19 protein-coding genes and 1 tRNA gene are annotated in these 21,085 nt (G+C 71.7%); 2 read left to right on the top strand and 18 right to left on the bottom strand.

The genetic code is table 11. The annotated features are described in order from the left end of the window. Positions 1 to 2 precede the first annotated feature (2 nt). The 9 genes from J5X86_RS09110 to J5X86_RS09070 form a co-directional block, all read right to left on the bottom strand. On the bottom strand, positions 3 to 161 hold the full coding sequence (locus tag J5X86_RS09110; RefSeq protein WP_014060668.1) for a hypothetical protein: 159 nt from the start codon (positions 159 to 161) through the stop codon (positions 3 to 5). A 78-nt stretch (positions 162 to 239) separates the two neighbouring features. After that, positions 240 to 770, bottom strand: coding sequence for a hypothetical protein (locus J5X86_RS09105; RefSeq protein ID WP_208516244.1), 531 nt, complete (start codon positions 768 to 770; stop codon positions 240 to 242). A 199-nt stretch (positions 771 to 969) separates the two neighbouring features. Continuing rightward, positions 970 to 1,042, bottom strand: a tRNA-Ala gene (locus J5X86_RS09100). 72 nt (positions 1,043 to 1,114) lie between these two features. After that, the gene (locus J5X86_RS09095; RefSeq protein WP_208516549.1) at positions 1,115 to 1,768 is read right to left on the bottom strand and encodes a histidine phosphatase family protein; all 654 of its coding nucleotides are present in this window, start codon (positions 1,766 to 1,768) and stop codon (positions 1,115 to 1,117) included. Then, positions 1,765 to 2,205, bottom strand: a complete 441-nt coding sequence (rsfS, locus tag J5X86_RS09090) for a ribosome silencing factor (RefSeq protein ID WP_208516243.1) — start codon at positions 2,203 to 2,205, stop codon at positions 1,765 to 1,767. Before rsfS ends, J5X86_RS09095 begins: the two co-directional genes overlap by 4 nt. A gap of 177 nt (positions 2,206 to 2,382) precedes the next feature. Beyond that, positions 2,383 to 4,191, bottom strand: a complete 1,809-nt coding sequence (locus J5X86_RS09085) for an LCP family protein (protein WP_208516242.1) — start codon at positions 4,189 to 4,191, stop codon at positions 2,383 to 2,385. A 10-nt stretch (positions 4,192 to 4,201) separates the two neighbouring features. After that, entirely contained in the window at positions 4,202 to 4,813 is a 612-nt protein-coding gene (nadD, locus tag J5X86_RS09080; protein WP_060944022.1) for a nicotinate-nucleotide adenylyltransferase, read from the bottom strand. A gap of 59 nt (positions 4,814 to 4,872) precedes the next feature. Then, positions 4,873 to 5,040: a hypothetical protein gene (locus tag J5X86_RS09075; RefSeq protein ID WP_162953016.1), complete on the bottom strand. Its 168-nt coding sequence runs from the start codon at positions 5,038 to 5,040 to the stop codon at positions 4,873 to 4,875. A 98-nt stretch (positions 5,041 to 5,138) separates the two neighbouring features. After that, the gene (locus J5X86_RS09070) at positions 5,139 to 5,291 is read right to left on the bottom strand and encodes a hypothetical protein (RefSeq protein ID WP_156107794.1); all 153 of its coding nucleotides are present in this window, start codon (positions 5,289 to 5,291) and stop codon (positions 5,139 to 5,141) included. Positions 5,292 to 5,396: 105 nt separating this feature from the next. On the opposite strand from J5X86_RS09070, the gene J5X86_RS09065 reads away from it, so the two are divergent. After that, positions 5,397 to 6,629, top strand: coding sequence for a M48 family metallopeptidase (locus tag J5X86_RS09065; protein WP_208516241.1), 1,233 nt, complete (start codon positions 5,397 to 5,399; stop codon positions 6,627 to 6,629). A gap of 48 nt (positions 6,630 to 6,677) precedes the next feature. On the opposite strand, the gene J5X86_RS09060 is transcribed toward J5X86_RS09065, so the two are convergent. From J5X86_RS09060 to proB, 5 genes are all read right to left on the bottom strand, one after another. Then, a complete protein-coding gene (locus J5X86_RS09060; protein WP_208516240.1) occupies positions 6,678 to 7,760 on the bottom strand; it encodes a hypothetical protein in 1,083 nt (360 codons plus the stop codon). Between the two features lie 116 nt (positions 7,761 to 7,876). Then, complete coding sequence (locus J5X86_RS09055; protein ID WP_014060677.1) at positions 7,877 to 8,533, bottom strand: hypothetical protein; 657 nt, start codon at positions 8,531 to 8,533, stop codon at positions 7,877 to 7,879. Between the two features lie 79 nt (positions 8,534 to 8,612). Continuing rightward, on the bottom strand, positions 8,613 to 9,911 hold the full coding sequence (locus J5X86_RS09050) for a glutamate-5-semialdehyde dehydrogenase (RefSeq protein WP_059145724.1): 1,299 nt from the start codon (positions 9,909 to 9,911) through the stop codon (positions 8,613 to 8,615). A 91-nt stretch (positions 9,912 to 10,002) separates the two neighbouring features. Beyond that, positions 10,003 to 10,464, bottom strand: a complete 462-nt coding sequence (locus J5X86_RS09045; protein WP_208516239.1) for a hypothetical protein — start codon at positions 10,462 to 10,464, stop codon at positions 10,003 to 10,005. A gap of 269 nt (positions 10,465 to 10,733) precedes the next feature. Beyond that, the gene (proB, locus tag J5X86_RS09040; RefSeq protein ID WP_208516238.1) at positions 10,734 to 11,936 is read right to left on the bottom strand and encodes a glutamate 5-kinase; all 1,203 of its coding nucleotides are present in this window, start codon (positions 11,934 to 11,936) and stop codon (positions 10,734 to 10,736) included. 308 nt (positions 11,937 to 12,244) lie between these two features. Here proB and J5X86_RS09035 point away from each other — a divergent pair, with 308 nt between their 5' ends. Further along, entirely contained in the window at positions 12,245 to 14,356 is a 2,112-nt protein-coding gene (locus tag J5X86_RS09035) for a hypothetical protein (RefSeq protein WP_208516237.1), read from the top strand. 162 nt (positions 14,357 to 14,518) lie between these two features. On the opposite strand, the gene obgE is transcribed toward J5X86_RS09035, so the two are convergent. The 4 genes from obgE to J5X86_RS09015 form a co-directional block, all read right to left on the bottom strand. Continuing rightward, entirely contained in the window at positions 14,519 to 15,952 is a 1,434-nt protein-coding gene (gene obgE / locus J5X86_RS09030; protein WP_208516236.1) for a GTPase ObgE, read from the bottom strand. A gap of 139 nt (positions 15,953 to 16,091) precedes the next feature. Then, positions 16,092 to 16,349 (bottom strand): 50S ribosomal protein L27, encoded by a 258-nt coding sequence (gene rpmA, locus J5X86_RS09025; protein WP_014060683.1) that lies wholly within the window; start codon positions 16,347 to 16,349, stop codon positions 16,092 to 16,094. Positions 16,350 to 16,363: 14 nt separating this feature from the next. Beyond that, the gene (gene rplU, locus J5X86_RS09020) at positions 16,364 to 16,684 is read right to left on the bottom strand and encodes a 50S ribosomal protein L21 (RefSeq protein WP_059145719.1); all 321 of its coding nucleotides are present in this window, start codon (positions 16,682 to 16,684) and stop codon (positions 16,364 to 16,366) included. Positions 16,685 to 16,926: 242 nt separating this feature from the next. Further along, entirely contained in the window at positions 16,927 to 21,036 is a 4,110-nt protein-coding gene (locus J5X86_RS09015; RefSeq protein ID WP_243979927.1) for an Rne/Rng family ribonuclease, read from the bottom strand. Positions 21,037 to 21,085 lie beyond the last annotated feature (49 nt).

Genomic DNA, 21,085 nt, shown 5'->3' with positions numbered 1-21,085 from the left:
ACTCAGCTCCAGCTATGGCCACAGGCCGTACACACGTAGGAAACACCACCGTTGTCACCGAGGACCTGGGCCACATGCGCGGAGCCGCAGGACGGGCACACGATGCCCGCTCGTGCCCTGCGGGACGGGTCCTCGATCGCATCGAGGATGCTGGTCCGCATCCCACCTGCCCTCCCCATCGGACGTGTCGGCCCCATCCCCCTCCGGCCGTCCGATTCTGCCACGGGACGACGCGCAGGTCAGCGGAGATTCCCCACTCGTCTCACCAGACTCATCAGTACTCCGCACACCGCGGCCCCGGCCAAGGCGACGCAGGTCACCCACAGGGCATCCGCGGAGGTACCCGCACTGGGCACCGTACCGTCCGTCGCGCCCAGGAACACGGCCCCGAAGACCGAAACGCCGGTGAGCAGGCCGAGTTGAGCCGCTGTCACCAGAACCCCGCCGGCGTCCGCGGCGTCCTGCCGCCTTACGGTCGCCAACGTCCGCGTGAGCAGGGGGCTGTAGGCGGACGAGAGTCCCGCGCCGGAGGCCGTAAGGGCGACGAGGAGCCAGGGGCCGCCGTCCGTTCCCTCGCGCAGGACCAGACCGGTCCCGGCGAACGAGGCTGCCGCCGGCAGGAATCCGCCCGGTACGGCCACGGCCTGCCAGCGCCCGGGCAGCCGCTGCCAGTTGAGGCCCACGACGCCGAACGCGACCGCCCTGGGGACGAACGTCGGCCATGCCCGCAATGGGCTGTAGCCGAGCCCGCCCCGCACCTTCAGGGGCATGGCGAACAGGAAGCCCGCGTTGGCCGCCGTCCCCAGCGCGATCCTGCCCCACAGATGACGAGCCGCGGCCCGGCGCCGGAGGCGTGCAGATCGGCACGAGCCGCGGCCAAGGAGACGGTCCCTGCGGCGAGAGCCGCCGGAAGTGGGGCGGAAAGCAGCGATCCCGCCTCCCTGTGAGGGAGACGGGATCGTGGATCTGTGGAGCTAAGGAGAATTGAACTCCTGACCTCCTGCATGCCATGCAGGCGCTCTACCAACTGAGCTATAGCCCCGCTCTTCTCGGCGCCGAAGCGCTTCGAACGAGAAGGAGCATAGCCGGTGACCTGCCGGAAAAGGAAATCCGCTCAGTCGTCGTCGCCGAGCACCGGCTCGGGCAGCGATCCTGCGTTGTGCTCCAGCAGCCGCCAGCCCCGCGCGCCCTCGCCCAGAACGGACCAGCAGCAGTTGGACAGGCCGCCCAGCGCCTCCCAGGTCCGGGGCTCCAGTCCGAGCAGCCGGCCGATGGTGGTGCGGATCGTGCCGCCGTGGCTGACCACCACGAGCGTGCCGTCGTCCGGCAGCTTGTCGGCGCTCTCCAGCACCACCGGCGCCGCCCGGTCGGCGACCTCGGTCTCCAGCTCACCGCCACCGCGCCGGACCGGCTCGCCGCGCTTCCACGCCGCGTACTGCTCGCCGAAGCTCTCGATGATCTCCTCGTGGGTCAGCCCCTGCCAGGCGCCCGCGTAGGTCTCCCGCAGCCCCGCGTCGTGCGCGACCGACAGCCCCGTGACGGCGGACAGCTCGGCGGCCGTGGCCGCCACCCGCTTCAGATCGGAGGCGATGATCGCGTCCGGCTTCAGGGCGGCCAGCAGCCGGGCCGCCCGGTGCGCCTGGGCGAGACCGGTGTCGGTGAGCTCGATGTCCAGAGAGCCCTGGAAACGCCGCTCTATGTTCCAGGCGGTCTGGCCGTGGCGCCACAGGACGATGCGGCGGCCACGGCCGCCTTGCGTGCCGTTCAGCTCAGCTCACCGCCCACGCCGCCGTCCGCGGCCTGCGCCTGTGCGTACTCCTGCCCCTTGCCGCGGGTGGCCTTGGCGTCGGCCGGGAGCTCCAGCTGCGGGCAGTCCTTCCAGAGCCGCTCGAGGGCGTAGAACACCCGCTCCTCGCTGTGCTGGACGTGCACCACGATGTCCACGTAGTCCAGCAGCACCCAGCGGGCCTCACGGTCGCCCTCGCGGCGCACCGGCTTGGCGCCCAGGTCCTTGCTCAGCCGCTCCTCGATCTCGTCGACGATCGACTTGACCTGGCGGTCGTTGGGGGCCGAGGCCAGCAGGAAGGCGTCGGTGATGGAGAGCACATCGCTGACGTCGTACGCGATGATGTCGTGCGCGAGCTTGTCGGCGGCCGCCTGGGCGGCGGCGTTGATGAGCTCGAGGGAGCGGTCCGTGGCGGTCACAGGCAAAGCTTTCGGTCGGTGGTACCTCGAAGGTCTGGCTTCCCCAGGATCTCACGCCCCACCGTCACGCCGGGTGGCCGTTCCTCGGCCGCCCGGCGTGCCCGGGGAGAACGCCGGGAGTACCCCGGGGGAACGCCCGGGGTGCCCGGGCGGAGCGGGGCGCCCGGGCGGAACGGCTCAGCCCTTGGCGTCGTAGTCCGAGCCGAGGAGGACCGTGATGTCCGCGTTGGCCGCGCCCTTGCCCTTCCGCACCGCCGTCGCCGGCAGCCCGAGCGTCTTGGCGACCTCCTTGGCCTGGCCCGCCTGTGCGGCGTCCGCGTAGGTCACCCGCGAGGCCGACTGCGGCGTACCGCCGCCCTCGGTGGCCGTGACGACCGTAAAGCCGCCATTGACCAGCGCGACCCGCGCGGCACCCGACCCGTCCTTGGGGCCTCCGGCGTTGGTCACACTGACCCGGGGCGCGGTGTTCTTGTCGGTGTTCTTGACCGTGCCGCCCAGGATGTCCTTGACCACATGGTCGGTCGCCTGGCTGCTGAGCGTCCCGTCCGACTGGACCGGCAGCATGGCGGTGTCATACGCACCGCTCTTGGCCTGCCCGGCCAGCTTCGCCAGCGACGCGCCGAGCTGCTGCTCGGACAGCGACGGGTCGGGGATCTGGGCCAGCGACTCCACGGTGCTGGTGGCGCCCTTCGTATCGCTGGAGACCTTCTTCAGCGCCGCCTGCATGACCTGCCCGAACCGCGCGAGCTGCTTGGACTGTGCCTCGCCCGGCCCGCGGTAAGTGGCGTACGCCACGGCCGCCTGGCCGCTCAGGATCTGGTCCTTGCCCTGCTTGACCAGGGGATCCTCGCCCTTCTGGGGGCTGGGAACGGTCGCGTCGGTGTCGAGGGTGATCCCGCCGACCAGCTCCACGAGGTTCTCCAGATACGGCGTGTCCAGCCGCCAGGTGCCCTGGATCTTCGAACCCAGCAGGGTGCTCAGGGAATCCCGGGTGGAGTCGGAGCCCTCGTCGGTCACCGACTTGCCGAGCGTGGTGGAGGCGCCGTCCTCGGTGGAGACGGACAGCGAGTTCGGCAGCAGGACGGTGGTGCCCTTCTTGGTGGTCTCGTTGTCCACCAGCAGGGCCGTCGAGGTGCCGCCGCCCTTGGTCTCGCGCAGATGGACGACGATCACATCGCGCTTCTGCGGGCCGCCCGCGGCCGCCTGGTCCTCGGCGCTGTCGGACAGCCCCGGGAGCTTGCCCGCGTACCAGAGGTAGCCGACACCGCCCGCCGCGGCGATGACCAGGACCACGACGAGCGCGATGACGCGGTTGCGGCCCTTACGGCGGCGCTCGTCACGGCGCTCGGAACGGGTCTCGGCGAACTTCAGCCAGTCGATGACATCGTCGGATTCCTCGTCCTCCTCCTCGACGAAGGAGAACTGCTCGGTGTGGTACTCCTCGTCATCGGAATCCCCGGGCCCCCCGGGCCGCTTCGGCTGCGCGGAACGGGGCCCCGCGGACCGGGGCTCCTCGGCCGGAGGCGCCTCGGGCCCGCCGCGCAGCTGCTCCGGGCTCAGCTCCTCGTAGGGGTTGGGCTCGCGCTGCGGGGGGACGGCGGCAGGGGCGGCGGCCGGTGGGTAGCCGTAGCCCTGTTGCTGTTGCTGGTGGTACTGCTGCGGCTGCTGTTGGTACTGCTGTTGTTGGTGCTGATGCTGCTGTTGCTCTTGCTGGGCGTACGGGTCGTAACTCTGCGTCTGGGTGTGCTGCTGCTGGGGCTGGTGATGCTGCGGCTGGGCGTAGGGGTCGTAGCCGTACCCGTCCTGCTGTTGTTGCTCCCCGTACTGTTGCTGCGGCTGTTGCTGGGCGTACGGGTCGTAACTCTGCTGCTGTGCCGCCTGCGGCTGGTAGACGGGACGCCCATAGGCGTCATAGCCGTAGATCTGCGGCTCCTGGCCATACGGGTCCTGTGCGTACGGGTCGTACGGATCCTGCCGGTCGTTCACCGGTACCCCTTCAGCAGTCGTGCCGGTACAGCTCGCGCTTGTCGATGTAGCGCACCACGCCGTCCGGCACCAGGTACCAGACGGGGTCGCCATGAGCGACCCGCGCCCGGCAGTCCGATGACGAGATCGCCAGTGCCGGAACCTCCACCAGCGACACCCCGCCCTCCGGCAGCCCCGGGTCGGCCAGTATGTGCCCCGGTCTGGTCACCCCGATGAAGTGGGCCAGCGAGAAGAGCTCTTCGGCGTCACGCCAGGTGAGGATCTGGGCGAGTGCGTCGGCCCCGGTGATGAAGAACAGATCCGCGTCACCGTTGAGCGCGCGTAGTTCCCGGAGCGTGTCGGTGGTGTAAGTGGGGCCGCCGCGGTCGATGTCGATACGGCTGACCGAGAATTGCGGATTCGACGCGGTCGCGATGACCGTCATCAGATAGCGGTCCTCGGCCGGGGAGACCTTCTTATGGCTCTTCTGCCAGGGCTGACCGGTGGGCACGAACACCACCTCATCGAGGTGGAACTGCGAGGCCACCTCGCTCGCCGCGACCAAGTGACCGTGGTGGATCGGGTCGAACGTCCCGCCCATCACGCCTAGTCGCCGCTTGCCGGACCCTTTCTGCTCTTCCATGCGTGCAGACCCTACTGGGCCCGGCCCGGAGCCGGGGCCCATAGGGGCGATCGCCCAGCTCAGCGGTCCCGGTTGAAGCGCGTGGTGATCCACAGCAGCAGGAAGAGGATCACCAGGGCCGCACCGCCGGTCATGTAGGGGCTGATGGTCGGGTGGGTGTCGGTGTGCTCACCACCCTCGGCCGCGAGCGTGGTCAGGGCAGCATGTGCGGTGCTGATAGCGGTCATCGCAGGCAGTACCTATCCGGGTCTAGGCGACACAACACGTCGGCCACATCGTATGCGAGCCGGTTTTCGGTCCCGCTGTCCGTCCTGCTGGTATCCGCTCAGTCCTGCTTGTATCCGCGCAGCAGGAACCAGGCGAGCAGGGCGGCGCCCACCACGCCGACCACGATGACGATGCGCAGCAGCGCTCCCGGGCCGTCGTTGCTGTGGGAGGTGGCGGCGAGGGCTTCGGTGAGGCCAGTCATATCGGGCATGTCTCCACGCTAACCCTCGGACGCTCAGGGCCTAGGCTGGGGGCCGCCGGACGAGGGGCCCGGACCAGGCGCCCCGTCGAGCGGGCAATCGACCGAGGGGGCCAGATGAGCGACACTCATGAGACCGGCGGCGGAAGCGGGACGGGAGACGCCCGGGAGCATGTGCCCAGCCGGGAGCGGCGGCGGTTCCCCGGGATCTCCTCACGGGCGTACGAACATCCGGCGGACCGCTCCGCGCTGGTCGCGCTGCGCAAGCTGACCGGCTTCGACACGGTCTTCAAGGCGATGAGCGGTCTGCTGCCCGAGCGGAGTCTGCGGCTGCTCTACCTGTCCGATTCGGTGCGGGTCGGCGACCGGCAGTTCGCCCATCTCCACGACATGCTGCGGGACGCCTGCTACATCCTGGACCTGGAGCGGGTCCCGGCCATGTACGTCACCCAGAACCCGCAGCCGACCGCGATGTGCATCGGCATGGACGCGCCGATCATCGTGATCTCCACCGGTCTGGTCGAGTTGCTCGACGAGGAGGAGATGCGGGCGGTCATCGGCCATGAGGTGGGCCATGCGCTGTCGGGGCACTCGGTCTACCGGACGATACTGCTGTTCCTCACCAGCCTCGCGATGAAGGTCGCCTGGATCCCCCTCGGCAATGTGGCGGTGCTGGCGCTGGTGACGGCGCTGCGGGAGTGGTTCCGCAAGTCGGAGCTGTCGGCGGACCGGGCGGGACTGCTGGTCGGGCAGGATCTGCGGGCCTCGATGCGCGGGCTGATGAAGCTCGCGGGCGGCCACCACCTCCATGAGATGAACGTGGACGCCTTCCTGGAGCAGGCGGAGGAGTACGAGTCGAGCGGCGATCTGCGGGACTCCGTCCTCAAGATCATGAACATGCTGCCGCGCAGCCATCCGTTCACCACCGTGCGCGCCGCCGAGCTCAAGAAGTGGGCCGCGACCCGCGACTACCAGCGGCTCATGGACGGCCACTACCCGCGTCGCGACGAGGACGGGGACGCCTCGGTCAGCGACTCGATCCGGGAATCCGCGACCCACTACGCGGAGTCGGTCCGCAACAGCAAGGATCCGCTGTTCGCCTTCGTCAGGGACGTGGCGGGCGGCGCCGGGGACCTGGGCAGCAAGCTGCGCGACCGGTTCACCGGCGGCGGGGGCAAGCAGGGCGAGGAGACCTCCGAGGAGGGCACCACGCCCGGGGACGGGCCCCAGGACGGGACTGACGGCCCCCAGGACGGGACTGACGGGGCTCAGGACCAGCGGCCCGGGGACGGACCGGAAGAGCGGCCGGGGAACGACGACGGGCCCGGGGACACCCCGCCACAGCGCTGAGACCGGCCGAGGAGGCCCCTGAAGGCCCTCAGGGCTGCCCGAGGCCCTTCAGGACTGCCCGTTGAGGGCGGGCTGGGTTCCGGGGGCCAGGACGCCGCACAGCGAGACCGTGGTGCGGCCCGTGGTGTACGGGTCGGTGCCCGTGGGGGCGTCGCCCTTGGCGCTCTGTCCGGCGAGCATCGGCCGCAGATAGCCGGAGGCGTTCGCGGCACATGCCTGCGGGCCCGCCAGTACGGTGCTCTGCACCAGTTCCAGATGGTGGTCGCGCAGATCGTTCCGGTCGAAGCGGAACCGCGCCTCCCGGCGCACGGTGAACAGCGAGGCATGATCCGGTCCGCGATCATGGGCCCGCTGGACCGCGTAGACGAAGACGTGGTCGGCGGCGACCTCCAGGGTCGCGGGGCCGCGCTCGATGACCGTAAGGGTGCCGCGGACCCGCACCGGGGTGTCGGACAGGGTCACCTCGGCCGGGTTGAAGCGGGTCAGCCAGCCGGTGGCCGCATGCCGTCCGTCGTCGACCGGATGGGCGAAGCTCTGGTCGAACTGGGTCTGCTGGGCCGGATCCAGCAACAGCCTTACGGCCTGCACCGGGCCGCCGGTGAGCACACCCGGGTCGATGGCGGACTTGACCAGATACTCCTTGGCGGTGGTGAGCGCCGTCATCACCTGACTCTCGGAGAAGCTCTGGGTGCGGCGGGCGCCGGGCACCGTGACCCCTTCGGCGCCGGTGCGGAACTCGGCGGCCGGGCTGCCGCGGAACAGCCGGTCCGGAGGCCCTCCGGGCACCTCACCGCGCGGTGCGAGCGGCACCACGCTGCTGTGCAGCGGCTCCACGGTCTGCGGCTGCGGCGTCTGGTACGGGTGGCGCACCCCCATGTAGACGGCTGCGGCGAAGGCGATGGCGATCAGCAGGACCAGCGCGACGGCCTGGCGCGACGCCCCGGCCCTGGCCCAGGCGTGCCGGCTGCGCACCGCCCGCGCGTGCTCGCCCATGCGCTCCTGGGCGGAGAATTCCTGGAGCCGGGCAGCACGGACGAACGACTCGTCGAATACGACGGAGCGGTACTCGTCCTCACCACCTCCCGGGACGCCCTCGGGTGTCCCCTCGGGAGGGTCTCCACGCCCGGTCATATCTCAAGAGTAGGTCGCCAGGGGCGACGGTAAACGCGGTGATACTCCACAACTTGGGAGGCGAGTGGGGAGGAAACGCCCCATACGCCACGACGTGCTAGCGGTGCGCGAGGTGGTCACCGCGACGGCGGTACGGCGGAGGCCGGCGAGCCCTTGGACCCGGTCGGCTCCGGGGCGGCCGACTCCGACCCCGACGGCTCCAGGCGCGGCTGTCCGCTGGGCGAGCCGTCGACCCCGCTGGTGGCGGGCGGTGGCGCGGGGTCCTGGCGGTTGCCCGATGCGCCCCGGTAGACGGCCGTGAAGGCCAAGGCGACCACGCCGATGCCCATCAGGATGGCCAGCAGCCAGGCCACTGGGCGGTGCCAGCGGGCATGACCGCGGTAAGGACGCCCCGCGCTGCCGTACCGCCCATAGGGGCCATAGGCGTCGTCCGCGTCCCGCCCCGGGCCGAAGCGCCCGTCGGGGTCGTCCACGCCGTAGAACTCGGCCTCCTGGCCGTATCCGTCCTCGAAGAGCTCGTCCTCGGGAGGCACACCGGCCCTGCGGCGCCGGGACGCCTCGGCCTCGGCACGGGCCTCGGCGGCGGCCAGCATCCGCTCGATGGCGGTGGGCTCATGGATCGGGGCCGACCGCACGAAGTCCTCGTCGAAGACCACGGCGGCGAACTCGTCGTTCGTCTCGCCGTGGCTGCGCTCGTCGGGCTCGTCGCCGTCCGGGAACGGCTTGCCCCCCACGTCGTCCGGCACCCATTCAGAGTAGACCGGACGGGTCATTTTGGGCAGGGTGAAATGGTATTCGGGGGAAGATCCACCCCAGCGCCGCCGGGAATCGGGTACCCCCCGAACGGGTGAGTCAGCGGGTGTGGCCGTCGCCGGTGACGATGTACTTCGTCGATGTCAGCTCGGGCAGCGCCATGGGTCCCCGGGCGTGCAGCTTCTGGGTGGAGATGCCGATCTCGGCGCCGAAACCGAACTGTCCGCCGTCGGTGAACCGCGTGGAGGCGTTCACGGCGACCGTGGTGGAGTCCACCAGCTGGGTGAAGCGGCGGGCGGCCTGCTGGGAGGACGTGACGATGGCCTCGGTGTGCCCGGAGGACCACAGGCGGATGTGGCTCACCGCGGCGTCCAGGGAGTCCACGACACCCGCCGCGATGTCGTACGAGAGGTACTCGGTCTCCCAGTCCTCGATCACCGCCGGGACCACCGTGGCCTTGGAGCCCTCCGCGAGCGCCATGACGCGCTCGTCCGCGTGGACCGTGACCCCCGCCTCGGCCAGCGCCTCCAGGGCGCGGGGCAGGAACCGGGGGGCGATGTCCTGGTGCACCAGCAGCGTCTCCGCCGCGTTGCACACGCTCGGCCGCTGGGCCTTGGAGTTCACCAGGATCTCGACCGCCATGTCGAGGTCGGCGTCGGCGTCCACGTACACATGGCAGTTACCGGTACCGGTCTCGATGACCGGGACCGTGGACTCCTCGACGACCGTACGGATGAGGGACGCGCCGCCGCGCGGGATCAGCACGTCCACCAGGCCGCGGGCGCGCATCAGCTCGCGCACCGACTCCCGGCTCTCGCCCGGCACCAGCTGCACCGCGTCCGCGGGCAGCCCCGCGCCGCCGACGGCGTCGCGCAGGACCTTCACCAGCGCGGCGTTGGAGTGGGACGCCGACGAGGAGCCACGCAGCAGCACCGCGTTGCCCGACTTCAGGCAGAGCGCCGCGGCGTCCACCGTCACGTTCGGCCGGGCCTCGTAGATGATCCCGACGACGCCGAGCGGAACGCGCACCTGGCGCAGGTCGATCCCGTTGGGCAGCGTGGAGCCGCGCACCACCTCGCCGACCGGGTCGGGCAGCGCGATCACATCGCGGACATCGGAGGCGATGGCCCGCACCCGCTCGGGGGTGAGCGTCAGCCGGTCCACGATGGCGTCGCTGGTGCCGGCCTCGCGGGCCCGCTCCACATCGGCCGCGTTGGCCTCGACGATCTCCTTGGTGCGCACCTCCAGGGCGTCGGCCATCGCGAGCAGCGCGTCGTCCTTGACGGCGCGCGGCAGCGGCGCGAGATCGGCGGCCGCGGCCCGGGACCGGTAGGCGGCCTGGAGGACCGGGGACTTCGGCCAGGGGTCGGTGAGCGGCGACGTGGGTGCGCTGGTCATGCACGAAGCGTACTGAGCCGATGGGCGGAAGCCGCGCGCTATTCCGCAGTTCGAGATGGCATTCTCATATCCCGGCGCCGCACATCCGTCCTCAGAACGGATGCACGCCCACCGGGGAGGCCGGTGGCGGCCCGTACCCCTCCGCGACCCGCTGGTGGTACGTATCACGGTCGATGACCTCGAGCCCCACGATCTCCCAGGGCGGCAGCTTGGCCGAGGCCCGGTGCTCGCCCCACAGCCGCAGCGCGACCGCCGCGGCGTCGTGCAGATCACGGGCCTCTTCCCAGTAGCGGATCTCGGCGTGATCGACCGCATAGCGGCTGGTCAGCAGGAACGGATGGTCATGGGCCAGCTGCTCCAGGGCCCTGCGGACCTCCCGCAGCGGCGCCTCGCTCCCCGAGACGCTGAGGGTGATGTACCACAGCCGGGACGCCTCGCCGCGCTCGGCGGCGTGCGCCATGCCGTCGCCGGTCGCGGGGTCGCCCGCTCCGACACTGGTCAGGGTGCGCTCCGCCGCCCCTCTGGGCGACGCCCCCGGGCGCCCTCGTCTCACCGGCGGCCTCCTGTAACTCGCTGCTCCGCTCACGCGCGGGCGGAGCACTCGTGACGGTGCCATGGCCGCGGCGTTCCGCTCGGTCTCCGCCGCGTCTCCCACAGCCGGCGCGCTGCCCCGCGCGACCCCGTTGAACAAAGTTGACCAGCCCTCGCCCGCCCGCGGGGCGCTTTTGAGGTTTTTCGGAGGTGGGTGTTTTCCGCGGGCTCGGTTCTCCCCCGGCTACCGCCGGGAGGTGCCCCCGCCGGGGCGCTCGGGCCGCCGGAGGCTCAGTCCAGGAGGACGAGGTCGTCGCGGTGGACCACCTCGCGCTCGTAGGCCGGGCCGAGCTCCCGGGCCAGGTCCCGGGTCGAGCGGCCGATCAGCTGGGGAATCTCCTTGGCGTCGAAGTTCACCAGCCCACGGGCCACGGGGCGGCCCTGGGTGTCCCGCAGCTCCACCGGGTCACCGGCGGTGAATTCGCCCTCCACGGCCGCGATCCCGGCCGGCAGCAGCGAGGTGCGCCGCTCCACGACGGCCCGTACCGCACCGTCGTCCAGGGTCAGGGCGCCACGCGGCGCGGAGGCGTGGGCGAGCCACAGCAGCCGGTTCGCGGAGCGGCGGCCGGTGCGGTGGAAGAACGTGCCCGTATGGCGGCCGAGCAGTGCGTCACCGGCCCGGCTGGCGGAGGTGAGCACCACCGGGACCCCGGCCGCGGTGGCGATCCGGGCCGCCTCGACCTTGGTGACCATGCCGCCGGTGCCCACCCCGGAGCGGCCCGCGCTGCCGATGGAGACGCCGTCCAGGTCCGCAGGGCCCCGGACCTCGTCGATCCGGGAGGTGCCGGGGGTCCTGGGGTCTCCGTCGTACAGGCCGTCCACATCGGAGAGCAGCACCAGCAGATCCGCCCGTACGAGATGGGCGACCAGGGCCGCGAGCCGGTCGTTGTCGCCGAACCGGATCTCGTCCGTGGCCACCGTGTCGTTCTCGTTGACGATCGGCAGCGCGCCCATGGCCAGCAGCTGGTCCAGGGTGCGGGTGGCGTTGCGGTAGTGGGCGCGGCGGCTGGTGTCGTCCGTGGTGAGCAGCACCTGGCCGACGCGGCGCCCGTAGCGCGCGAAGGAGGCGGTGTAGCGGGCCACCAGGAGCCCCTGCCCGACGCTCGCGGCCGCCTGCTGGCGGGCGAGGTCGCGGGGGCGCCGGTCCAGGCCCAGCGGCGCCAGTCCGGCGGCGATGGCGCCGGAGGAGACCAGCACTATCTCCTTGCCGTTCGCGCCGCCCTTGCCGTCGCCACCCTTACCGTCGCCGTCCCTGCCGCCGTCGCCCTTACCGTCGCCGTCGAGCACCTTGGCGAGCACGTCGACCAGCGCGTCCACACGGTCCGCGTCCAGGCCCCCCGCCGCGGTGGTGAGGGAGGACGAACCGATCTTGACCACGATTCTCCGGGCGGCGGCCACCTCGTCCCGTACGGCCGACCCGTCCTGCTCCGCCACGCCGCTCCCCTGCTCGTCCCCGGCTCACCACACGTCCCGAAGAAACGCATGCCCTACACACTCATCATGACAAGTGGGCAATCTACGACAGACGAGGCCCGGCCCGCCTCGGCATTTCAGCCCCCGGACACCATCCGCGCACACCGCCTTACGCACCGGCGCGAGCACCCCGCGGGCCCCCTCGGGTGACCATTGACACCGATTGCGACCGGTTGGCACCGGCGCGGATTGTCACCGGGCGGGGCGTCGGCATACGGTCAGGGGTCCCCCCGTCAGTCCCCCTCGCCCTCCTGCCAGGAGCCCATCCCGTGCCCTCTGCCGGAATCGCCCCACGCCGGGTCGTACAGCTGACGGCGCTGCTCGCGATGCTCGTGTTCTTTGCCACACAGCTCGTCGGCGCCGTGCTTCCGAACGTACCGCTCTTCATCGCCGCCTCGGCGTGCGGTCTCGCGCTCGATCTCTTCCTTCAGCACAAGCAGCCCGGTCTGCTGTCGCTGCTGGGCAAGATCCGCCTTGACGTCACGGTGCGCCAGCTGTTCCGCGACATGCTCATCATGGTCGGGCTGCTGCGCATCGAGGGCATCAATCCCCTGCACGAGCAGGCACCCCTGACCGTGGGGCTGCTGCTGTTCTACCTGGTGCACTTCGCCTGCCAGGCGGCGGCCATCCTGGTCCGCCGGAGCCGGCAGCTGCCGTTCGTCACGCGCAACATCGACGCGTCCGCGCTGCGCCTGAGTGAGGCCCCGCCGCGGCTGTTCGCCCGTCAGCACGGGCGCCGTCTGCTGCGTCTGGCCGCGCCGGCCACCGCCGGTCTGCTGATCACCGCCGGCACCAAGGACGCCGTCTGGGGCGGTGCCGGTCTGGCGATCGCGCTGCTGATCGGCATCGGCGGCACGGCGCACCTGGCCACCTGGATGCTGCCGCGCAAGCGCGTGGCGAACGAGGCCGCGGCCCTGCGGTGGCTCGACAACTGGCTGGCCGACTACCAGCCGACCGTGGGGATGTACTTCTCCGGCGGCAACTCCTCGGCGTACCAGGCGAACATGTGGCTCTCCACGCTCGCCGCGCTCGACGGAAAGCCGATCATCGTGCTCCGTGAGCGGTTCATGGTGCAGAAGATCGACGCGACGGACGTGCCGGTCGTCTGCCTCCCCAAGGTGGCGCATCTGATGCGTCTGGAGCACTCGACGCTCAAGGTGCTGCTGCACCCGGCCAACTCCGGCAAGACCTCGCAGGTGCTGCGCATCCCCTCGATCAAGCACGCCTTCATCAACCACGGCGAGAGCGACAAGCTCTCCAGCTGCAACCCGTACGCCAAGGCGTACGACGAGGTGTGGGTCGCGGGCCCGGCGGCGCGCGAGCGCTACCAGCTCGCCGACATCGGCGTCGAGGACAAGGACGTCGTGGAGGTCGGCCGGCCGCAGCTGGCCCCCATCCGCCCCTACGCGGGCGTGCCCACCGGCGCCCTCGGCGGAGCCGGTACGGAACACTTCACCACCGTGCTGTACGCGCCGACCTGGGAGGGCTGGGACGGCAACCCCGGTAACACCTCGGTGATCCTGGCCGGTGAGAACATCGTCCGCGAGCTGCTCACCGATCCCAAGGTGCGCCTGCTGTACAAGCCGCACCCGATGACCGGCTCGGTGGACCCGCGCGCGGGCCGCGCCAACGACCGCATCAGGGCGATGATCGCGGAGGCGAACACCAAGCGCACCGGCGACCGCCCCGGCCCGGAGGCCGCCGCCGAGCTGGCCCGGTGCGCCGATGAGCTCAACCGGCTCACCAGCACCGCCTTCCGCCCCAGCGTGGACGAGATCGAGCGCATGAAGCTCCAGGGTGCCCCGGACGGCGACCGCGCGGCGGCCGTCACCGCGGCCACGACCGCCTGGGAGAGCGCCTATTGGGCCTCGCTGCCGGTCTGGGAGCACCAGATCATCACCGGCCCGCGTCCGGCGATCTTCACCTGCTTCAACCAGGCCGACGTGCTGATCAGCGATGTCTCCAGCGTGGTCTCGGACTACCTCACGAGCGAGAAGCCGTACGCGGTGGCGAACACCAGCGGGATGACAGAGGAGGAGTTCCGGGCGGGCTTCCCGACGGTGCGCGCCGCCACGATCCTCACACCGGAGGCCAAGGGCACGGCCGGACTGCTGGAAGCTGTCCGCGACCCCGGGAAGGACACCCTCGCGGCCGCCCGCGCCGAGCTGAAGGTGCATCTGCTCGGCCCGTCCGACCCGCCGTCGCTGGTGCGCTTCAACCAGGCCACGCAGGAGCTGTGCGACAAGGCCGACGAGCGCCGGGCCCGGATGGCCACCCGGCTGTCCGACGAGATCCCCTCGCAGCGCGAGGCCCGGGACGCGGCGGAGGAGATGGAGCTGGAGTCCGGCTCGCCGGAACCGGAGGAGACCGCGACGGTCTGAGACCGGCCGTACGCGCGGCTGAGCGCGACCGCCGAGAGCGACGACGAAGGGCCCGGGAGATCCCTCCCGGGCCCTTCGTCATGCCACCTGCCAAACGGCGCGGAGACGCCCGCTCAGACCGCTCAGAGCCCACGAGGGGGCCAGGGGGCGGCTACGCACCCCTCAGAACGGTTTGAACGCGTCGTACTCCTCCTCCGCCTCGTCCCGCTCGACATCCCGCTCACGCCGCCGCTGCGCGGCCGGACGCGGGGCGTCGAAGCGGTGATCCTCGCCGCGGCGGCCCAGCATCTCCGCGCCGGTCGCGAGGCTCGGCTCCCAGTCGAAGACGACCGCGTCGTCCACGGGGCCGATGACGACCTCGTCGCCGGAGTGGGCGCCCGCCTTCATCAGCTCCTCCTCGACACCGAGGCGGGCCAGGCGGTCGGCGAGGTAACCGACGGCCTCGTCGTTGGCGAAGTCGGTCTGGCGGACCCAGCGTTCGGGCTTCTCGCCCAGCACGCGGTAGAAGCCCTCCTCGGCGACGACCTTGAAGCCCGCGTCGTCCACGGCCTTCGGCCGGATGACGATCCGGGTCGCCTCCTCCTGCGGCTTGGCCGCCCGCGCCTCCGCGACGATCTGCGCCAGGGCGAAGGACAGCTCCTTGAGGCCGAGATGGGCGACCGCCGAGACCTCGAGGACCTGGTAGCCGCGGGCCTCCAGTTCGGGCCGGATGATGTCGGCGAGGTCCTGGCCGTCGGGGATGTCGACCTTGTTGAGCACGACGACCCGCGGCCGGTCGTCCAGACCGCCGTACTGGGCCAGCTCCGCCTCGATGACATCGAGGTCGGTCAGCGGATCGCGCTCGGACTCCAGGGCCGCGGTGTCCAGCACATGCACCAGCACCGAGCAGCGCTCGACATGGCGCAGGAACTCCAGGCCCAGGCCCTTGCCCTGGCTGGCGCCGGGGATCAGGCCGGGGACGTCGGCGATGGTGTAGACGGTCGAACCGGCCGTGACCACACCGAGGTTGGGCACCAGCGTGGTGAACGGATAGTCGGCGATCTTCGGCTTGGCCGCCGAAAGCACCGAGATCAGCGACGACTTGCCGGCGCTCGGGTAGCCGACGAGGGCCACGTCCGCGACGGTCTTGAGCTCGAGGACGACGTCCCCGGCGTGACCCGGCTCACCCAGCAGCGCGAAGCCGGGGGCCTTACGGCGGGCCGAGGCGAGCGCGGCGTTGCCGAGGCCGCCGCGGCCGCCCTGGGCGGCGATGTAGGTGGTGCCCTGTCCGATCAGATCGGCCAGGACGTTGCCCTGCTTGTCGAGGACGACGGTGCCGTCCGGGACCGGCAGGATCAGATCGGTGCCGTCCTTACCGGAGCGGTTCCCGCCCTCGCCGGGCTTGCCGTTGGTGGCCTTGCGGTGGGGGCTGTGGTGGTAGTCGAGGAGCGTGGTGACGGACTGGTCCACGACCAGGATCACATCGCCGCCACGGCCGCCGTTGCCCCCGTCCGGCCCCCCGAGCGGCTTGAACTTCTCGCGGTGCACGGAGGCGCAGCCGTGGCCCCCGTTACCCGCGGCGACGTGCAGTTCGACGCGGTCCACGAAGGTGGTCATGACGGGTGCCTCCAGTTAATGCAGATTCAGGGGTGTTCTGATGTGCCTCACGCTCGTAACGCGCCGAGGGCGGACCCGCTTCCCGTCACGGGAAGAGCGGTCCGCCCTCGGAAAGGCTGTGCGATATCGCCCGGGCTGATTACTCAGCGACGGGGACGATGTTCACGACCTTGCGGCCCCGGCTGGTGCCGAACTGCACCGCACCGGCGGCCAGCGCGAACAGCGTGTCATCGCCGCCGCGGCCGACACCCGTGCCCGGGTGGAAGTGCGTGCCGCGCTGGCGGACCAGGATCTCGCCCGCGTTGACGGTCTGGCCGCCGAAGCGCTTGACGCCGAGCCGCTGGGCGTTGGAGTCGCGACCGTTCCGAGTGGACGATGCGCCCTTCTTGTGTGCCATCTCTCCTCAGTCCCTTACTTCGCAGCCGAGTCGATGCCGGTGATCTTCAGCGCGGTGTGCAGCTGGCGGTGGCCAATCCGCTTCCGGTAACCGGTCTTGTTCTTGTACTTCAGGATGTCGATCTTTTCACCCTTGTGGTGATCAACGACCTCGGCGTGAACCCGCACGCCGGCCAGCACCCACGGGTCGCTGGTGACGGCATCGCCGTCGACAACGAGCAGAGTCGAGAGCTCGACGGTGTCGCCGACCTTGTTGTTGGCCAGACGGTCGACCTCGATGACATCGCCCACGGCCACCTTCTGCTGGCGGCCGCCGGTGCGCACGATTGCGTACACGCGGTTCTCACTCTCTCGCTAGAAAACGGGTCCTCTGATGCCAGCCGCCCAACACGGCCCACGAGGGGTCGTGACAACCGAGTGATTCATGCGATTCACCATCGGCCGAACGGCCTCTTCCGGCGAAGCGGAAGGGATGTGCTCAGGGGTTTGGCGTATAGACGCCGAAGATTAAGGCTACCAGAGCCCGGAGGGGCACCCTGCCACGTGGCAGGGTGCCCCCGGTCGGCCGTACGGCCGGGTCAGTCGTCGGCGGCGGCCGAGACCGACTGCGGAGTCTGCTGCTCCGCCGCCGCGGTCTTCTTCGTCGCCGACTTCTTGGCGGTCGTCTTCTTCGCCGTGGTCTTCTTGGCCGCGGTCTTCTTCGCCGCCGTCTTCTTCTCGGCGGTCTTCTTGGCCGCCGTCTTCTTGGCGGGGGCCTTCTTGGCGGCCTTACGGGCGGTCTTCTTCGCCGGCGCCTCGGACTCGGCCTCGCCCTCGGGCGCCGCCTCCGCCTTCGGCTCGGGCTCCGACTCCGCCGAAGACGCGCTCACGACCACCACGGCCGCCTCCTCGGAGCCCGTCGGCGAGCCCGCGGGGGCGGTCACCTTACGGGTCGCCCGACGACGCGTACGCGGCGCGGGAACGGCCTCCAGCGGGGCCGCGGACTCCGGCTCCTCGACGGGAGCGGCAGCGGGGGCCTCGGCGACCGCCTCCGGCCCCGCCTTGGGCGCCTCCCTCGGCTCGTCGGCCACCACGACCACCGAGCCCTCCGACTCCTTGGCGGCCTTCGGCGCGCCCGCCGGGGCGGACGCCTTACGGGTGGCACGGCGGCGCGTACGCCCACGGGTCGCTGCGGCCTCGGCCTCCGCGGCGCTGCTGTACAGCTCCTCGTCGGCCGCGAAGACCGGCTCGGGCTCCGGTTTCGGCTGAGTGGCCTCCGCCGCGATCTCGGCCGCCGCCTCGGTGACGTCCTCGGGCTCGGCCCCGGCAACGGCGGCCTGCTCCTGCTCGGCCGGCTGCTGGGCGCCACCGGCCGACTTCTTCTTCTTGCGCTTGCCGCCACCGCCGCCGGCGGCCGACGCCTGGTCCATGTGGACGATCACGCCGCGGCCGTTGCAGTGCACACAGGACTCGGAGAAGGACTCCAGCAGCCCCTGGCCGACCCGCTTACGGGTCATCTGGACCAGACCGAGCGAGGTGACCTCCGCCACCTGGTGCTTCGTACGGTCCCGGCCCAGACACTCCAGCAGCCTGCGCAGCACCAGATCGCGGTTGGACTCCAGCACCATGTCGATGAAGTCGATCACGATGATGCCGCCGAGGTCGCGCAGCCGCAGCTGGCGCACGATCTCCTCGGCCGCCTCCAGGTTGTTCCTGGTGACCGTCTCCTCCAGGTTGCCGCCCTGGCCGGTGAACTTGCCGGTGTTGACATCGATGACGACCATCGCCTCGGTCCGGTCGATCACCAGCGAGCCGCCGCTGGGCAGCCAGACCTTGCGGTCCAGCGCCTTCATCAGCTGCTCGTCGATCCGGTAGGTGGCGAAGACGTCGACGTCCGAGGTCCACTTCTGGAGCCGGTCCGCGAGGTCGGGCGCCACATGCGAGACATAGCCGTGGATGGTCTCCCAGGCGTCGTCACCGCTGACGATGACCTTGGAGAAGTCCTCGTTGAAGATGTCGCGGACGACCCGGACGGTCATGTCGGGCTCGCCGTAGAGCAGCGACGGGGCGTTACCGCTCTTCGACTTCTTCTTGATCTCTTCCCACTGCGCCTGCAGCCGGGCGACGTCGCGGGACAGCTCCTCCTCGCTCGCCCCCTCGGCGGCGGTGCGGACGATCACGCCCGCGTCCTCGGGGACGATCTTCTTGAGGATCTGCTTCAGCCGCGCCCGCTCGGTGTCGGGCAGCTTGCGGCTGATGCCGGTCATCGAGCCCTCGGGCACATAGACCAGATAGCGGCCCGGGAGGGAGACCTGGCTGGTCAGCCGGGCGCCCTTGTGGCCGATCGGGTCCTTGGTGACCTGCACCAGGACGGACTGGCCGGACTTCAGGGCGGTCTCGATGCGGCGCGGCCCGTTGGAGAGCCCCAGCGCCTCGAAGTTCACCTCGCCCGCGTACAGCACGGCGTTGCGGCCCTTGCCGATGTCGACGAAGGCGGCCTCCATCGACGGCAGCACGTTCTGGACCTTGCCCAGGTAGACGTTGCCGACGTAGCTGGTCGCCTGCTCCTTGTTCACGAAGTGCTCGACGAGGACGTTGTCCTCCAGCACGCCGATCTGGGTACGGTCGCCGTTCTCCCGGACGACCATGACCCGCTCGACCGCCTCTCGGCGGGCCAGGAACTCGGCCTCGGTGATGATCGGAACACGGCGGCGGCCCTGCTCGCGGCCCTCGCGACGGCGCTGCTTCTTGGCCTCGAGACGCGTCGATCCCTTGATCGACTGCACCTCGTCGGCGCTGGACTCGGATTCCTTGCCGCGCCGCTCACGGGGCTCCCGGGGCTCGCGGACCTTGACGACCGTACGCTCCGGGTCATCACCGCCCGCCTCCGCCTCGACCGCGTCGCCGCTGCGACGGCGGCGCCGACGGCGACGACGGCTGCTGGCGCTGCCGCCGCCGTGCTCACCTGCCTCGGCGTCCGCCTCGTCCCGGCCCTCGCCCTGCTCCTCGGCGCTCTCGCCCTCGGCGGCCGACTCGTCCTCGTACCGCTCACCGGTCTCGGAGCGCCCCTCGGCGCCCTCGCCCTCGGCGGCCTCACCCCGGCGGCGACGACGTCCGCCCCGGCGGCGGCGACGGGCCGGACGGTCGCCCTGCTCCTCATCGCCGTGCTCGCCCTCGGGCTGACCGGACTCGGCCTCGACGGCCTCGGTCTCCTCGGCCTCCGGCTGCTCCTCGGCGGGCTCACCGCCACGGCGGCGGCGCCGACGGCGGCCGGTGGGCGCCTCGGGCTCGACGACCTCGGTGGCTTCCTCGGCCGTCGGCTGCTCCTCTTCCTCCTCCTCGGGCTCCTCCAGCGCGGCGGCGGCCTCGGCGGCGGCGCTCTCCGGCGTCTGGAAGACCGGCTCGGTGAAGACCGGCGCCTGGAACACGGCCGTCGGCGGGCGGACCGCCCGGCGCCGCGAACGGGGCGCGGGCTCCGACTCGGCCTCGGCGGCCGGGGCCTCGGCCTCGGCCTCGGCGGTCTGCGGCTCCGGAGCGCTGCTCGGCTCCTCGGCGGCGGTGCCTCGGGTGGCGCGGCGGCGGGCGCGGCTACGCGGCGCCTCCTCGGCCTGCGCACCGGCGGGCTCCTCGGCGCTCTCGCCCCGCTGCTCGGCGGCGGGCTCCTCGGCGGCCTCGGCCTCCGCGGGCGTTCCGGCGGGGGCGGTGGCCTTACGGCTCGCACGGCGACGGGTACGGGCGGGTGCCGGGGGCACGGTCTCCGCCTCGGCCTCGGCCTCCGCGGCCTCCTCCGGCTCCGTCGGCTCCACGACCTCCGCCTCCGCGGGCGCACCCGCCGGAGCGGTCGCCTTACGGCTCGCACGACGACGCGCACGGGTACGCGGGGCCTCGTCGGCCGGGGCCTCATCGGCCGGGGCATCGGCTGCGACTGCGGCTGGGGCCGTGGCCTCGTCACCACCGCCACCAGCGGCCGCCGCAGACGACGCGTCCGCGTCGGCGGCCTCCGCCTGCGGCGGGCCCGCGGGGGCCGTGGCCTTACGGCTCGCACGACGGCGCGTACGGGCAGGGGCCGCGGGCGCGGTCTCCGCCTCGGCCTCCGGAGCCGCAGCGGGCTCCTCGGCCTGCTCCGGCGCCACGGCCTGCTCCGGCGCCACGGTCTCCGCCTCCGCGGGCGCACCCGCCGGAGCGGTCGCCTTACGGGTCGCACGACGACGCGTACGGGCGGGCGGAGCGGCCTCGGGGGCGGCTTCCGCCACGGGCTCGGCGGCGGCCTGGGGCTCCTCCCCGCCACGGCCGGCATCGGCCGTCACCACGGTCTCCGCGGCCTCCGGCGAACCCGCCGGAGCCGTCGCCTTGCGCGCCACCCGACGCCGCGTACGGGCGGGCGGAACGGCGGATTCGGGGTCGGACCCGGATGCGGATCCGCTCGCGGTGATCACGGCGGCACCAGCGGCGACGGGCTCGGAAGCGGCCTCGGACGCGGCGATGGCAACGATCTGATCAGCCGGTATGGCCGGCGATGAGGGCGCGGTGACCTCGGCGCCGCTCACTCCGCCGACCGGCGGGCCGGCCGGGCGGGAGGCCGCACGGCGGCGGCGCGGCGGCAGGGTGTCGCTGGGCGTGCTCTCGATGGGATCCCCGGGCGCCGCGGCACGCGGCGCGGACAGCTCAAGGGGCTGGACAGGTTGGGTCGGCTCAATTGGTTCGAGCATGCGGGCGTTTCTCCCGTCACGCTCCCGGGCGCCGCGCCTGCCTCCGGCC

Origin of the sequence: Streptomyces sp. NEAU-YJ-81, from assembly GCF_017592595.1 — a bacterium.
In the GTDB taxonomy this organism is placed as follows: Bacteria; Actinomycetota; Actinomycetes; order Streptomycetales; family Streptomycetaceae; genus Streptomyces; species Streptomyces hygroscopicus_B.
The sequence above is the reverse complement of the archived record's forward strand: the minus strand, read 5'-3'. Positions and strand labels throughout refer to the sequence as shown.

Bases quoted from the DNA above. Each gene is read 5' to 3' on its own strand.
- nadD (WP_060944022.1), bottom strand. From the start codon at position 4,813: ATGGAAGAGCAGAAAGGGTCCGGCAAGCGGCGACTAGGCGTGATGGGC.
- J5X86_RS09050 (WP_059145724.1), bottom strand. From the start codon at position 9,911: ATGACCAGCGCACCCACGTCGCCGCTCACCGACCCCTGGCCGAAGTCC.
- J5X86_RS09065 (WP_208516241.1), top strand. From the start codon at position 5,397: ATGAGCGACACTCATGAGACCGGCGGCGGAAGCGGGACGGGAGACGCC.
- J5X86_RS09075 (WP_162953016.1), bottom strand. From the start codon at position 5,040: ATGACCGCTATCAGCACCGCACATGCTGCCCTGACCACGCTCGCGGCC.
- J5X86_RS09015 (WP_243979927.1), bottom strand. From the start codon at position 21,036: ATGCTCGAACCAATTGAGCCGACCCAACCTGTCCAGCCCCTTGAGCTG.
- J5X86_RS09055 (WP_014060677.1), bottom strand. From the start codon at position 8,533: ATGACCCGTCCGGTCTACTCTGAATGGGTGCCGGACGACGTGGGGGGC.
- J5X86_RS09070 (WP_156107794.1), bottom strand. From the start codon at position 5,291: ATGCCCGATATGACTGGCCTCACCGAAGCCCTCGCCGCCACCTCCCAC.
- obgE (WP_208516236.1), bottom strand. From the start codon at position 15,952: ATGACCACCTTCGTGGACCGCGTCGAACTGCACGTCGCCGCGGGTAAC.
- J5X86_RS09060 (WP_208516240.1), bottom strand. From the start codon at position 7,760: ATGACCGGGCGTGGAGACCCTCCCGAGGGGACACCCGAGGGCGTCCCG.
- J5X86_RS09105 (WP_208516244.1), bottom strand. From the start codon at position 770: ATGCCCCTGAAGGTGCGGGGCGGGCTCGGCTACAGCCCATTGCGGGCA.
- J5X86_RS09110 (WP_014060668.1), bottom strand. From the start codon at position 161: ATGCGGACCAGCATCCTCGATGCGATCGAGGACCCGTCCCGCAGGGCA.
- rpmA (WP_014060683.1), bottom strand. From the start codon at position 16,349: ATGGCACACAAGAAGGGCGCATCGTCCACTCGGAACGGTCGCGACTCC.